This is a genomic window from Sphingomonas jejuensis (assembly GCF_011927695.1).
In the GTDB taxonomy this organism is placed as follows: domain Bacteria; phylum Pseudomonadota; class Alphaproteobacteria; order Sphingomonadales; family Sphingomonadaceae; genus Sphingomonas_K; species Sphingomonas_K jejuensis.
In genome coordinates this window covers 203,380-217,829 of the sequence record NZ_JAATJE010000002.1, presented here as the reverse complement: position 1 = coordinate 217,829, position 14,450 = coordinate 203,380, and the positions used below count along the sequence as shown (strand labels likewise).

12 protein-coding genes are annotated in these 14,450 nt (G+C 68.4%); 9 read left to right on the top strand and 3 right to left on the bottom strand.

The window, feature by feature from the left end; genetic code table 11:
- Positions 1-12: 12 nt before the first annotated feature.
- Entirely contained in the window at positions 13-1,221 is a 1,209-nt protein-coding gene (locus tag GGR88_RS10500) for a PQQ-dependent sugar dehydrogenase (RefSeq protein WP_167954713.1), read from the bottom strand.
- Between the two features lie 173 nt (positions 1,222-1,394).
- Here GGR88_RS10500 and rimP point away from each other — a divergent pair, with 173 nt between their 5' ends.
- The 6 genes from rimP (at position 1,395) to GGR88_RS10470 (ending at position 9,070) form a co-directional block, all read left to right on the top strand.
- Positions 1,395-1,937, top strand: coding sequence for a ribosome maturation protein RimP (gene rimP, locus GGR88_RS10495; RefSeq protein WP_167956138.1), 543 nt, complete (start codon positions 1,395-1,397; stop codon positions 1,935-1,937).
- A gap of 3 nt (positions 1,938-1,940) precedes the next feature.
- Entirely contained in the window at positions 1,941-3,563 is a 1,623-nt protein-coding gene (gene nusA / locus GGR88_RS10490) for a transcription termination factor NusA (RefSeq protein ID WP_167954711.1), read from the top strand.
- The gene (locus GGR88_RS10485) at positions 3,544-4,332 is read left to right on the top strand and encodes a DUF448 domain-containing protein (RefSeq protein ID WP_425338482.1); all 789 of its coding nucleotides are present in this window, start codon (positions 3,544-3,546) and stop codon (positions 4,330-4,332) included. Before nusA ends, GGR88_RS10485 begins: the two co-directional genes overlap by 20 nt.
- Before the next feature lie 17 nt (positions 4,333-4,349).
- Positions 4,350-6,995 carry a translation initiation factor IF-2 gene (gene infB / locus GGR88_RS10480; protein WP_167954709.1) on the top strand — a complete coding sequence of 882 codons (2,646 nt, stop codon included), beginning with the start codon at positions 4,350-4,352 and terminating at the stop codon, positions 6,993-6,995.
- 100 nt (positions 6,996-7,095) lie between these two features.
- Positions 7,096-7,779: a hypothetical protein gene (locus tag GGR88_RS10475; protein WP_342449779.1), complete on the top strand. Its 684-nt coding sequence runs from the start codon at positions 7,096-7,098 to the stop codon at positions 7,777-7,779.
- 118 nt (positions 7,780-7,897) lie between these two features.
- Positions 7,898-9,070 (top strand): glycerophosphodiester phosphodiesterase family protein, encoded by a 1,173-nt coding sequence (locus GGR88_RS10470; protein WP_167954707.1) that lies wholly within the window; start codon positions 7,898-7,900, stop codon positions 9,068-9,070.
- Between the two features lie 42 nt (positions 9,071-9,112).
- Here GGR88_RS10470 and GGR88_RS10465 read toward each other — a convergent pair whose 3' ends face one another.
- Positions 9,113-10,930, bottom strand: a complete 1,818-nt coding sequence (locus tag GGR88_RS10465) for a DUF885 domain-containing protein (protein WP_167954705.1) — start codon at positions 10,928-10,930, stop codon at positions 9,113-9,115.
- Between the two features lie 100 nt (positions 10,931-11,030).
- On the opposite strand from GGR88_RS10465, the gene rbfA reads away from it, so the two are divergent.
- Positions 11,031-11,441, top strand: a complete 411-nt coding sequence (rbfA, locus tag GGR88_RS10460; RefSeq protein WP_167954703.1) for a 30S ribosome-binding factor RbfA — start codon at positions 11,031-11,033, stop codon at positions 11,439-11,441.
- A 28-nt stretch (positions 11,442-11,469) separates the two neighbouring features.
- Here rbfA and GGR88_RS10455 read toward each other — a convergent pair whose 3' ends face one another.
- The gene (locus tag GGR88_RS10455; protein ID WP_167954701.1) at positions 11,470-11,880 is read right to left on the bottom strand and encodes a GNAT family N-acetyltransferase; all 411 of its coding nucleotides are present in this window, start codon (positions 11,878-11,880) and stop codon (positions 11,470-11,472) included.
- Positions 11,881-11,916: 36 nt separating this feature from the next.
- On the opposite strand from GGR88_RS10455, the gene GGR88_RS10450 reads away from it, so the two are divergent.
- Positions 11,917-12,534 carry a thymidine kinase gene (locus GGR88_RS10450; protein ID WP_167954699.1) on the top strand — a complete coding sequence of 206 codons (618 nt, stop codon included), beginning with the start codon at positions 11,917-11,919 and terminating at the stop codon, positions 12,532-12,534.
- Between the two features lie 105 nt (positions 12,535-12,639).
- Positions 12,640-14,379, top strand: coding sequence for a histidine kinase famiy protein (locus GGR88_RS10445; protein ID WP_342449778.1), 1,740 nt, complete (start codon positions 12,640-12,642; stop codon positions 14,377-14,379).
- Positions 14,380-14,450 lie beyond the last annotated feature (71 nt).

Here is a 14,450-nt window from a genome sequence, read left to right as displayed (position 1 = left end):
GAGCGCGGCGCATCAGCGCGCGGCCGGCGTGAGCCTGAGCAGGCGGCCCTGCGATCCGTCGGTGCCGTCTTCCAGCACCCACACGGCGCCGTCGGGGCCCTGGGCGACATCGCGGATGCGCTGACCGTCCATGTCCCACTGATCCGCCTTCTGCGCGTCCGTGCCGTTCAGCTGGACGCGGATCAGGCCGGGCGTGTTCATGCCGCCGATAAAGGCGCTGTTGCGCCAGGCGGGGAACATGTCGCCCGAATAGACCATCAGCCCGGCAGGCGAGATCGCCGGGTTCCAGAACACCTTGGGCGCCTCGTACCCGTCTCCCGCGGCATGATCGGGGATGTTGCGGCCGTCATAATGATCTCCGTTGGAGACGTTCGGCCAGCCATAGTTGCGGCCCGGCAGGATCAGGTTGAGCTCGTCGCCGTGGCGCGGCCCCATTTCCTGCTGCCACAGGTTGCCGGCAGGGTCGAAGGCAATGCCCAGCAGGTTGCGGTGGCCATAGCTCCAGACTTCCGGCCGGAAGCCTTGTTCCGCCAGCGGGTTGCCGGGGGCGGGCTGGCCGGTCTCCGTCAGGCGCAACACCTTGCCCAGGAGCAGCGACTTGTCCTGCGCGGGATCGAACTTCTGCCGGTCGCCCGCTGTGAAGAACAGGTGACCGTCGGGCGCAAAGGCGATGCGGCCGGAATAGTGGCCGTTGCCGTCGACCGGGTCGCCGCGCAGCAGCGTCTGCACATTGGCGAGGCGCGGCGCGCCCGACGACGGTTCCTGCAGCTCGGCCCGGGCGAGCACGACGTTCTTGCCGCCGTCACGCGCCTCCGAATAGCTGAAGTAGACGAGCCGGTTCTGGGCGAACTGCGGGTGCAGCACCACGTCCATCAGTCCGCCCTGACCGGCGCTGTCGACCGACGGCACGCCGTCCACCATCGTCTGCATCACCGCGCTGCCGTTGCCGGCGAGCGGGCGGATGAGGCGGAGGCGACCGTCCTTCTCCGTCACCAGCACGCGGCCGTCGGGCAGGAAATCCATGGCCCAGGGCGTGTCGAGATCCGCGATCACCGCGGTCTGGAAGGGCCGGCCGGCCGCCGGGGTCGGACCCGAAGACGGTGCCGGAGCGGGCGCCGCCTGGCCATCGGTGGCGGCGGCGGTCGTACCGCCCGTGTTTCCCGAACAGGCGGCAAAGCCGAGCGGAAGTGCGGCGGCGAACAAAAGGGCATGAAAACGCATGAACCAGAGCTCCGCAGACAAGGATCGTTGGTGATGCAACGCCGACGCCGCTTGCTTGTTGCGAGACGGGCCGGACTGCTCTATATCGCTGCTCGAGTTTTCTCACACATCGGCGGCAACGGCGAGGTTGAGGCCCGCGGGCCCCGGCATCGATGCCGCCTGACCGGAGCATCATGTCGGACCTGACCGCGCTGACCAAGCTGATCGAACCCGAAGCCCGTGCGCTCGGCTTCGACCTGGTGCGCGTGAAGATGATCGGCGGCACCAGCGACCCGACCCTGCAGGTGATGGCCGAGCGTCCGGAGACGCGCCAGCTGACGATCGAGGATTGTGCCGACCTGTCGCGGCGCATCTCCGACCAGCTGGACGCGCTGGAGGCCGACGGGCGCGACCCGATCGAGGGCGCCTACCGGCTGGAGGTCAGCTCCCCGGGGATCGACCGGCCGCTGACCCGGCTGAAGGATTTCGCGGACTGGGCGGGGCACGAGGCGCGCGTCACGCTTGAAGAGAAGATCGACGGGCGCAAGCAGTTCAAGGGCGATCTGGCGGGTATCGACGGCGACCAGGTGTCGATCCTGGACAAGGACGGCGTTTCGCACAGCGTGCCCTTTGCCGCGATCGCCGACGCAAAGCTCGTGATGACCGACAGACTTATCGAGGCAACCGCCCCGCTTTCCAGCGAGGGCGCAGACAGCATCAGGATGGAAGGTAACTAGAGGATGGCCACCGCCGTTTCCGCCAACAAGGCCGAGCTTATCGCGATCGCCGATTCGGTCGCGAAGGAGAAGCTGATCGACCGCGCGATCGTCATCGAGGCGATGGAGGACGCGATCCAGCGGTCGGCGCGGACGCGTTACGGCCAGGAGATGGACATCCGCGCCAAGCTGGACCCGAACACCGGCGACCTGCGCCTGTGGCGCGTCGTGGAGGTCGTGGAAACCGTCGACGACGTCTACAAGCAGGTGAACGAGAAGGACGCGCAGAAGCTGCAGGCCGGCGCCGCGATCGGCGACTATATCGTTGATCCGCTGCCGCCGATCGAGTTCGGCCGCATCCAGGCGCAGCAGTCCAAGCAGGTGATCTTCCAGAAGGTGCGCGACGCCGAGCGCGAGCGCCAGCACGAGGAGTTCAAGGACCGCGTCGGCGAGATCATCACCGGCGTCGTCAAGCGGGTCGAGTTCGGCCATGTCGTCGTCGACCTCGGCCGCGCCGAAGGCGTCATTCGCCGCGACCAGCAGATCCCGCGCGAGGTGGTGCGCGTGGGCGACCGCATCCGTTCGCTGATCCTGCGCGTGGCGCGCGAGGCGCGCGGCCCGCAGATCTTCCTGAGCCGCGCGCATCCCGACTTCATGAAGAAGCTGTTCGCGCAGGAAGTGCCCGAAATCTACGACGGCATCATCGAGATCAAGGCGGCGGCGCGCGACCCGGGCAGCCGCGCCAAGATCGGCGTGATCAGCCATGACGGATCGATCGATCCCGTCGGCGCGTGCGTGGGCATGAAGGGCAGCCGCGTGCAGGCGGTGGTCCAGGAAATGCAGGGCGAGAAGATCGACATCATCCCCTGGTCGCCCGACACGGCGACCTTCGTGGTCAATGCGCTGCAGCCCGCGACCGTCAGCCGCGTGCTGATCGACGAGGAGGAAAGCCGCATCGAGGTGGTGGTGCCCGACGACCAGCTGTCGCTGGCGATCGGCCGGCGCGGTCAGAATGTCCGGCTGGCATCGCAGCTGACGAACTCGGCGATCGACATCCTGACCGAGGCGGACGCGAGCGAGAAGCGCCAGAAGGAATTCACCGAGCGGTCCGAGCTTTTCCAGCAGGAGCTGGACGTCGACGAGACGCTGTCGCAGCTGCTGGTCGCCGAAGGCTTCGGCGAGCTGGAGGAGGTCGCCTATGTCGAGCTTGACGAGCTGGCGGCGATCGAGGGCTTCGACGAGGATCTGGCCGGCGAGCTTCAAAACCGCGCGCAGGAAGCGCTGGAGCGGCGCGATGCCGCCAACCGCGAGCAGCGCCGCGCGCTGGGTGTCGAGGACGCGGTGGCCGAGCTGCCCTACCTGACCGAGGCGATGCTGGTGACGCTGGGCAAGGCCGGCATCAAGACGCTGGACGATGTCGCTGACCTGGCGACGGACGAACTGATCCAGAAGAAGCGGGTGGAGCCGCGTCGGCGGGCCGAGTCCTCCCAGCGCAGCGAGGACAAGGGCGGCGTGCTGGCCGAGTACAACCTGAACGAAGATCAAGGCAACGAGATCATCATGGCCGCGCGCGCCCACTGGTTCGCCGACGAGGAGCCCGCCGCGGGCGCAACCGAGGAGGACGCGGTTGCGGACTCCGAGCAATGAGCGCCAACGGCTGACCGATGGCGACAGGGCCGTTCCGCCAGCCGGCGGGACGGACCGGTCCGACATGCCGGCGGCGGCGAACACCCGCCGCTGCATCCTGACGGGCGAGCGGGCCGACCCCGCGTTGCTGGTGCGGCTTGCGCTGTCGCCGGATGGCGAGGTGTTGCCTGACGTCCGGGCGCGCGCGCCCGGCCGCGGTGCATGGATCGCCGTGGACCGGTCGGCGCTTGCGGCGGCGATCGCCAGCGGCAAGCTGAAGGGCGCGCTGGCCCGGGCGTTCAAGACCGGCCCGATCCTGGTGCCGGACGATCTGGCGGAGCGCGTCGAAAAGGCGCTGGAGCGTGCCGCGCTCGACAGGTTGGGATTGGAGGCGCGGGGCGGCACGCTGGTCACGGGGGCCGAGCGGATCGCGGAGGCCGCGCGCGCCGGGCGGCTCCACCTGCTGCTCCACGCCGCCGACGCACGCGCCGACGGCAACCGCAAGCTGGACCAGGCCTGGCGGGTCGGGCGCGATGCGGAGGGAAGCGGCGAGGCCGGGCTGGCAATCGCTGCGGATCGCACCATATTGTCCTTGGCGCTTGGCCGCGAGAATGTGGTACATATCGGCGTGTGCGACCGTGCCGCCGCGGACCGGGTGCTCGTCGCGCTGGACCGCTGGCAGCGCTTCATCGGCTTTCTGTCTTCCGGGCAGCCTTGCGAAAGCGCCTCGCAAGGTTCAACGCCCGCTTGTGGCGCAGACGGCGGCGACGCCGATCACGGACGCAGTTGAGGGATTCCAGGCACTACATGAGTGACATCGACAACAAGGATAAGCCGAAGCTGGGCGCCCGTGCGCCGCTGGGGCTGAAGCGCACGGTGGAGACGGGCAAGGTGAAGCAGAGCTTCAGCCATGGCCGGTCGAACACCGTCGTGGTCGAGGTGAAGCGTCGTCGTGTCCTGGGTCGCCCCGGCGAGACGGAGCAGACGCCGCAGCCCGAACCGACGCCGGCGCCGCAGCCGGCCGCTGAGGCGCAGCCCGCGCCGCGCCCGGTGGCACCGCCGCCGGCCCCGGCGCCGACGCCTGCGCGTCCGCAGAACAGCCTGCTGTCCCGCCAGGAGCTGCAGGCCAAGCTGCTGCGCGAGGCGGAAGAAGCGCGCATGAACGCGCTGGAGGAAGGTCGCCGCCGCGAGGAGCGCCTGCGCCGCGAGGCGAGCGAGGAAGAGCGCCGTCGCGCCGAGGAGAACCGCCGCGCGGAGGAAGAGCGCGCGTCGCAGCCTGCGGCGCCAACGCCCGCGCCGGCCGCGGCCGCGGAGCCGGCACCTGCACCGGCGCCCGCCGCGACGCCTGCGCCGCAGCCGGCCCCCGCCGCCGAGGCTGCCGCAGCACCTGCCGCGGCCCCCGCTGCGCCGGGCGGCGACGCCCCCGCAGCTGCCGCGACGCCGCAGCGCACCGACGATCGCCCGGCGCCGCGCCGGTTCACGCCCGTGGTGTCGCCCAAGCGTCCGGAGCCGGTGCGCCCGGCCCGTCCGGCGCCGCGTGGCGGCGACGACCGCCGCCAGGCAGGCAAGCTGACCGTCACCAAGGCGCTGACCGACGGTGGCGAGGGCACCCGCGCCCGCTCGCTGGCCGCGCTGAAGCGTGCGCGCGAGAAGGACAAGCGCGCCCATCAGGCGGGCGGTCCGTCGGTGAAGCAGGTGCGCGACGTGGTGGTGCCGGAGACGATCACCGTCGCCGAGCTCGCGAACCGCATGGCGGAACGTGGTGCCGACCTGGTGAAGGCGCTGTTCAAGATGGGCATGCCCGTCACGGTCAACCAGGACATCGACCAGGACACGGCAGAGCTGCTGGTCACCGAGTTCGGCCACCGCATCAAGCGCGTGTCGGAAAGCGACATCGACATCCAGGTGTCGGACGCCGACGCGGACGCGCCGGAGAGCCTGCAGCCGCGGCCGCCGGTCGTGACAATCATGGGCCATGTCGATCACGGCAAGACGTCGCTGCTGGACGCGCTGCGCGGCACCAACGTGGTGTCGGGCGAGGCGGGCGGCATCACCCAGCACATCGGCGCCTATCAGGTGCAGGTGGCGTCGGGTGAGCGGATCACCTTCCTCGACACGCCCGGCCACGAGGCCTTTACCGACATGCGCGCGCGCGGTGCCGACGTCACCGACATCGTGGTGCTGGTGGTGGCGGCCGACGACGGCCTGCGTCCGCAGACGATCGAGGCGATCAACCATGTGAAGGCGGCCGACAAGCCGATGATCGTGGCGATCAACAAGATCGACAAGCCGGAAGCAAATGCCCAGCGCGTTCGCGAGGCGCTGCTGCAGTATGACGTGCAGGTCGAGTATATGGGCGGCGAGGTGCAGGACGTCGAAGTATCCGCGCTGAAGCGCACCGGGCTCGACGACCTGATCGAGAAGATCAACCTGCAGGCCGAGCTCCTCGAGCTGACCGCCAACCCCGACCGCGAGGCCGAGGGCACGGTGATCGAAGCGCAGCTGGACAAGGGCCGCGGCCCCGTCGCGACCGTGCTGGTGCGGCGCGGCACGCTGCGCGTGGGCGACGTGTTCGTGATCGGCGCGGAAAGCGGCAAGGTCCGCGCGCTGATCAACGACCAGGGCAAGAACGTGAAGGAGGCAGGTCCCTCCGTCCCCGTCGAGGTGCTCGGCGGATCGGGCGTGCCGGGTGCCGGCGACCCGATGTCGGTGGTCGAGAACGAGGCACGCGCCCGCGAGGTCGCCGCCTATCGCCAGTCGGTGATCACGCGCAAGCGGACGACATCGGCGCCGGCAAACCTGGAATCGATGTTCTCCGCACTGCGCGAGAAGCAGGCGATCGAATATCCGCTGGTGGTCAAGGCCGACACGCAGGGATCGGTCGAGGCGATCGTCAACGCGGTGAACAAGATCTCCACCGACGACATCCGGGCGCGCGTGCTGCATTCGGGCGTCGGCGGCATTACCGAAAGCGACGTGACGCTGGCAGCGGCATCGGGTGCGCCGATCATCGGCTTCAACGTGCGGCCGAATGCCAAGGCGCGCGAGATCGCGAACCGCGAGAAGGTGGCGTTCAAATATTACGACGTCATCTATGCCCTGACCGACGAGATCCGCGCCGGCATGGCCGGGCAGCTGGGGCCGGAAGCGATCGAGCATGTCGTCGGCCGTGCGGAGATCCGCGAGGTCTTCTCCGCGGGCAAGACGGGCAAGGCGGCCGGCCTGCTGGTGGTCGAAGGCGCGATCCGCAAGGCGCTGAAGGCGCGCATCACGCGGGCGGACGTCATCATCTACCAGGGCGAGATTGCCTCGCTGCGGCGATTTAAGGACGACGTGGCCGAGGTCCGCGCCGGCCTGGAGTGCGGCGTGACGTTCACGCAGAACTTCACGGACATCAAGCCGGGCGACTTCCTGGAGACGTTCGAAGTGGAGATGCGCGACCGCACGCTTTGATCGGCGCCATTGGTGAAAGATCCAGGGCGGGTGCAGCGATGCACCCGCCCTTTTCATATCCGCTCACCGTTTGCTCACGCAGTGCTCATGACGCTCGCAAGTGTCCGGCGGCACGGCCTCACGACATTCTGAGGACGCCACGCCCATGAAATCCTTCCTAAACGGCACCACGCTGTTCTTTGGCCTAATCGCGACGACGCCCTTCCTAATCGGCCTCGTCGGCGCACTTGCCGAAGGCGTCGGCTTCCTACTTTTCATCCTAGCCATTCCGATCATGCCGCTCGTTCTGCTACTCGGCTTCGGCGTGGCCTTGGCGCGTGGACTGGGGCACGCACGCGCGCTCGACCGTATGCGGGATCGTGCGATCGTCATTCTGGCACCCGCCGTGCTGCTCGCCCTGACGATCACGGTTGCGTGGCCAATGCTTTACGCCGGGAGAGTCAGCGGCACCTTCGCACGCCTGATCCTGAACCGTGAACACTATGCCGAGATTATTGCAAAGGTGCAGCGGCACCCCACGCCTGCCAACCATGAGGAGGATGGAGGCGTCACCTACTCCGTCGATGTCGGGCCGCCGGTGCGGGTCGCCTTCAACCCTGCCGGCTTTCTCGACAACTGGAGCGGCATCATCTTCGATCCAACGGGCATCGTCATGGAGGCGCGGGGCTTCGATCCGGTAACCGGTGATTTTCACGCACCGGATCATGTCACCAAGCTGTTCGGCGGCGATCTGGTCGGCTGCCGCCATCTCATGGGGCATTATTACGCCTGTTCGTTCACTTGAGCCGGGAGCACTATCGCCGCAGCGATCCGCGCTGCCACAAAGGTGCAACGGCAATGACGTCATGTCGTCACGCGGGGGTAGTGAAAGCGCTGCGGGGGGCTCGCACAGGGAGTCCGACATGCTCAAGCTTACGCGACGCAGCCTTGCCGCTGCAGCCATCCTGATGACGACCGCCACGGCCGCCATCGCTCAGCCCAAGATCTATGGTCACCGTGGGGCCAGCGCCTATCGGCCGGAACACACGCTCGCCTCCTACGAACTGGCCATCGACCAGGGGGCCGACTTCGTCGAGCCGGACCTGGTTTCCACCAAGGATGGCGTGCTGGTGGCCCGCCACGAGAACTACATCAACGAGACGACCGACGTGGCGTCGCGCCCGGAGTTTGCCGGGCGACGCACGACCAAGGTGATCGACGGCGTGTCCTACACCGGCTGGTTCACCGAGGACTTCACCCTGGCCGAGCTGAAGACGCTGCGCGCGGTGGAGCGCATCCCGCAGCTTCGGCCCGACAACGTGCAGTATAACGGCCAGTTCGAGGTGCCGACGCTTCAGGAGGTGATCGACCTCGTGCGGCGCAAGGAGGCGGAGACCGGCCGCCGGATCGGCATCATCCCCGAAACCAAGCACCCGACCTATTTCGACACGATCGGACTGTCGCTTGAAGAACCGCTGGTCCGGACCCTGTCGGCCAACGGCTATGACGGCGCAGACGACCTTGCGCTGATCCAGTCGTTCGAGGTGGGCAATCTGGTCGAGCTCAACCAGCTGACCGAGTTGCGGCTGGTGCAGCTGACCACCGGGGTGAACGGGCGCCCCTTCGACTTCGTCGCGGCCGGGGACACCCGCACCTATGGCGCGCTGCTGACCAAGGAAGGGCTGGAGTATGTCGCCAGCTATGCCGACGTCCTTGGTCCCGACAAGAACGTGCTGATTCCGCGTGATGCCAATGGCAACCTGACCACGCCAACCTCCGTGATCGCGGATGCCCATGCCGCCGGGCTCGAGGTGGTGCCCTATACCTTCCGACCGGAGAACGTCTTCCTGCCGACCAACCTTCGCAACGGCACCGATCCGGCCGCCTATGGCAATGATCAGGCCGAGTTCCTGGCCTTCCTGAACGCCGGCGTCGACGGCCTGTTCGCCGATGCGCCCGACCGCGCGCGCGCCGCGGTGACGCTGTTCTCCGCCGTGCCGGAGCCGGCAAGCTGGGGCATGATGATCGCAGGCTTCGGCCTGACCGGCGCGGCGATGCGGCGGCGGCGCAAGGGCGGCGGGTCGGTGCTCGCCTGACGGGCAGCGGGCGGGGTCGTCGGGATCCCGCCCGCCGTTCCGTCACCCGGCCAGCTGTTCGCGCGCGCGTTCCTCCACGCGGCGTTCGAACAGGGTGAGCGGCACCGGCCCCTCGCTCAGGATGCCGTGGAACTGCCGCACGTCGAAGCGGTCGCCCAGGATCTCCTGCGCCCGCTTGCGCATCTTCACCCAGCTGTTGTGGCCGACCTTGTAGCTGCACGCCTGCCCCGGCCAGACGCAGTAGCGTTCGATTTCGCGCTGCGCGCGCGCGCGGGTGAAGCCGGTCGTCTCCACCATGTAATCGGTGGCCTGGTCGCGGCTCCAGCCCTTGGAATGGACGCCGGTGTCGACCACCAGCCGCGCCGCGCGGAAGAGGTAGGACTGGAGAAAGCCCGCCCGCTCGATCGGCCCGGAATAGCCGCCGAGCTCGTCCGCGACGCCTTCTGCATAGAGTGCCCAGCCCTCGCCATAGGCGGACAGCCAGATGAGCCGGCGGATCAGCGGCGCGTCCGCCTTGTTGGCGATCGAGTTTTCGAGATGATGGCCGGGCTCCGCCTCGTGATAGGTGAGCGCGGGCAGGCTGTATTTGGGCCAGTCGGCGACGTTCTTCAGGTTGATGTAGTAGATCGCCGGACGCGACCCATCGAGCGCAGCCGGCGAGTAGTAGCCGTTGGGGGCGCCGTCCTGGATCTCCACCGGCACCGCGCGGATCGTCACCGGATCGTTCGGCGGCGACAGGAACGCCTCGGGCAGGCGCGCACGCAAAGCCTGCACGCCCTGATTGAGGCCCGCGATCAGTTCGGCCCGGCCCTCCGCGCTGTCGGGATAGAGCTGAGCGGGATCGTTGTTGAGCTGCGTCAGGCGGGCGCCGACATTGCCGTCGGTCAGCCCCTGCGCGCGCAGGATCTGGTCGAGCTCCGCGCTGATTTCCGCGACCTGGCGCAGGCCCATGTCGTGCACCTCGTCGGGCGTGAGCGTGCTGGTGGTGGCGGACGCAAGCGCGGCGGCGTAGACCGCCGGCCCCTGCGGCAGGGTGCCGACCCCGGACGACGTCCGTGCGGCCGGGCGCAGTTCCCTGACCAGCGCGATCTGCCGGTCGAGGGCGGGATAGACGGTGCGCGCGACGATCGCGGTGGCGCGCGGACCCCATTCGCCCGCGATGCTCTTCTCGCCCGTGCGCCGGACAAGCGAGCGGACAAGGGTGCTGTCCCCCGGTGCGGGGCGCCGCAGCGCCTGCAGCTGGCCGAGCGTCAGGTCGAGCGCGAAGTCGGGCACAAGCCAGCCGCGACCCGCGTCGTGGCGGGTCACCTCGTTGTCGTTTTCGATCGACCGGCCAAACGCCTCCAGCCGCGCAAGGTAGGCTTCGGCATCGGCCGCGTTGTTGACGGGATGCTGGCTGTCGAGAAAGTCGGGGATCTCGAAATAAGCGCCGCTCTGCTGGCTGAGGCGGAAGGGATAGACGGTGGACGCAAGGCCGAAGCGTTCCGGCCCGACGGCCAGATCCTCCAGCATGTAGGCGACCACCTCCCGGTGGATGCGCATCTGCGGCGACAGGGTTTGAGGGTCGACCTGTACCCGCGCCAGCGACGCCTTCGCGAACTGCAGGTCGCGCGCGCGGCTGGCGAGCGAGTTGTCGGGCAGCTTGCTGCGCAGGTCGGCGTTGGCGCCGGTGTCGAGCCCGAAGCCGGTGGCAATCGTCGGCTGCATGCGCAGCGTCTGCTGGAAGATGTCGTCGAACACCGCGCGGAGCGCCGTGTCACCGGGCGTGGGCGCCGGCGCCTGCGCGAACAGCGGCACCGGGCCGACAAGGCAGGCAAGCGCGGCAAGGCCGCCCGTCTTCAGAAGCTCGCGACGATCCATGATTCCCCCCAGATGCTCGATCAGGGCAGCCTGCCGTGTGATCGGGCGTGTTGCAATCGCCGGCTCGCCATCGACGCGGCGGCGACCTATCTACGGTCCGATGCGCAACAACGACACGCCCGAAACCCGATCCGTCCGCCTGCTGCGCGTGGGCGAGCAGGTGCGCCACGCCCTGTCCGACATCCTGCAGCGCGGCGACGTGCATGACGAGACGCTGGCCCGCCACATGGTGTCGGTGACGGAGGTCCGGATGTCGCCCGACCTGCGCCATGCAACCGCGTTCGTGAAACCGCTGCTCGGCAAGGACGAGGAGGCGGTGCTGAAGGCGCTCAGGACCAACACCGCCTATCTGCAGGGCGAGGTCGCGCGGCGCGTGAACCTTAAATATGCGGCGCGGCTGAAGTTCGTGGCGGACGAAAGCTTCGAGGAAGGCAGCCATATCGACGCGCTGCTGCGCTCCCCCACGGTCGCGCGCGACCTGACCGAGCAGGACGAGGACCAGGCCCGCTAGGCGCCGGCGGCGGGCCGTTTGGCCGCCCCTAGAGATCGATGAGGTAGAGGTTCACCGGTTCGGCGCGGCCGAGCCGGCGGTAGAGCGCGTTGGCCGGTGCGTTGTCGAGCTCGGTCCCGACCCAGGCGGCGACGCAGCCAACCGACGCGCCCCAGCCGAGCAGGGCGTGGAGCAGCGCGCGCGCCACGCCGCGACGGCGGTGCGGGTGCGCGACAGCGAGAGTCTCGATGTAGAGTTCCGGGTCGCGGTCCGGATGATGCTGGATCATGCCGCGCGCCTGGCCGATCGCCGCGCCGTCCAGGATGGCGATCAGCATGCGGTGATCGGGGGCAGCCAGATAGCGGGCGAGGCGGGCGGCGATGACGGGCGCGTCGAACAGGTCCGCTGATGCCGCGGCAAGTGCCGGCAGGTCGTCCATGGTCGCAGGCCGCACGTGCATCGCAAAACTCCGTGCAGGCGATTAGACCCGGGTCCGATGGCCAAGCTCTATTTCTATTACGCGTCCATGAACGCGGGCAAGTCGACCACGCTGCTTCAGGCCGACTATAATTATCGCGAACGCGGCATGGGAACGATGCTCTACACCGCCGCCGTGGACAACCGCGCGGGCGACGGGATGATCGCATCGCGGATCGCGCTGGCGTCGCCGGCGGCCACGTTCGACGAGACAACCGACCTGTTCGCCGAGGTGGCGGCGGAGCGCGCCCGGCGACCCGTCGACTGCGTGCTGGTCGACGAGGCTCAATTCCTCACCCGGCGGCAGGTGGACGGGCTGGCGCGGATCGCCGACCTGCTGGGCATCCCCGTCCTGGCCTATGGATTGCGGACGGATTTTCGCGGAGGCCTGTTTGAAGGGTCGGCTGCGCTCCTGGGGATTGCGGACAGCCTGGTCGAGCTGAAGGCGGTGTGCGGGTGCGGGCGCAAGGCCACCATGAACCTTCGTCTGGACGCAAGCGGGCAGCCGGTGGGCGACGGGCAGCAGACCGAGATCGGCGGCAACGACCGCTATGTCGCGCTCTGCCGTCGGCACCACCGCGCCGCGATCGAGGCGGGGGTGATGCCGCTGTTTGGCACGCCTGCCGCAAACGGGTAACGTGCCACCTTTCGGCAGCGATGCGCGTTCAGCGCGGACCCGCCCGTGCCGGCGGTGCCGGTTGGCGTGGCGGGGCGAAGCCTGGGGATTTCGGATGAGCCGGTGGTGAGCGACAGGGACAATCAGGGCCGCGACGAGGAAGGCGGCGGACAGAGCTTCGGAACGCCGGCCAGGGGATCGGCCGATGTCGGGCAGCGTGAGCCGATCGGCACGTCGGGCCAGAACCACTGGCGCGAGGCCACGATCACCGAGCCTGGGCTGAACGATCGGGGCAACGTCTTCTTCGCCGCGATCGAGATGACGCGGATGCCGATGATCCTCACCGATCCGCATCAGGCCGACAATCCCATCGTGTTCGCCAACAAGGCCTTCTTGGACCTGACCTTGTACGAGGAGGCCGAGGTCCTTGGGCGGAACTGCCGATTCCTGCAGGGTGCGCAGACGGACCGGCAGGCGGTGACGCAATTGCGCGAGGCAATCGAACGCAAGGATTCGATCGCGCTGGAGCTGCTCAACTATCGCCGCGACGGATCACCGTTTTGGAACGCGGTCTTCATCGGACCCGTCTACGACGTGCAGGGCACCTTGCTCTACTTCTTCGCCAGCCAGCTCGACGTCACGCGGCGGCGCGAAAGCGAGAAGTCGGCCATGCAGGCGCAGAAGATGGAGGCGGTCGGCCAGCTGACGGCCGGCCTGGCGCACGACTTCAACAACCTGCTGCAGGTGGTGAACGGCAATCTGGAGCTGCTGGAAAGCCAGCTGGAGGGGGAGCGCAGCCTGCGATACCTGCAGCGCGCCCGGGCGGCGGCGGAGCGCGGCGCCAAGCTGACCGGCCAGCTGCTCGCCTTTGCGAGGAAGACCAGGCTCGATCCCCGACCGATCGACATCAACGAATGCATCAACGCGTTCGTCGACGTCATGGACAGCTCGATCGGCAAGCAGGTGGAGCTGCAGCTGAGCCTGCGCCGCAACCTGCCGAAGGCGGTCCTGGACCCCGAGCAGTTCGAGATGGCGGTGCTGAACATCGCCCTCAATGCACGCGACGCGATGCCCGAAGGCGGCGTGGTGGAGATCGTGACGGGCAAGATCCACCTGAACGGGGATGCGTCGTCGCGTGAGCTGGCGCCGGGCGACTACATCACGATCGAGATCCGCGACCATGGTGAGGGAATGCCCGACCATGTCGTCGAACGCGCGATCGAGCCCTTCTTCACGACCAAGCAGACGGGCAAGGGCACGGGGCTGGGGCTCGCCATGGCCTCCGGTTTCGTTCAGCAATCGCGCGGACGGCTGGAGATCGAGAGCGAGGTCGGTTCCGGCACCACCGTGCGCATGCTGTTCCCCGTCGCCGCGGCGGACGAGGTCGAGGTGCCGGGGCCGCAGCGCAAGTCCACCTCCGCGCCGGAGGGCGAGAATGCGGTCTCCGCGCACATCCTGGTGGTGGAGGACAGCCCCGACGTGCTGTCGCTGGCGCGCGAGATCCTGGAGGATGCGGGCTACCGCGTCGCCACGGCCGAATCGGGTGAGATCGCGCTCAAGAACTTCAAGGCCATGGCACCGGGCACGATTGACCTGCTGTTCACCGACCTGGTGATGCCCGGCGGAATCAACGGCATCGTGCTTGCTCAGGAAATTGCGGCGATCGATCCCGGGCTGCCGGTGCTGATGACCACCGGCTACAACGAGGAGCTGGTGATCGAGGGGCCGCGCGCCTCCGGGCTCGACGTGCTCGGCAAACCCTATCGGAAGGCCGATCTGCTCGACCGGATCCGGCAGGCGCTGTCACAGCGCGGCGTCACCGAGGTGCGGCGGCGCCGGTCCGACTTCGGTTCTGCAGAAGAGTAAGCGTACGATACGAGTACATCAGTCGAAACTTTGACTAGAACTATGACGCGCGGGCGATACAGCCCGCGCAT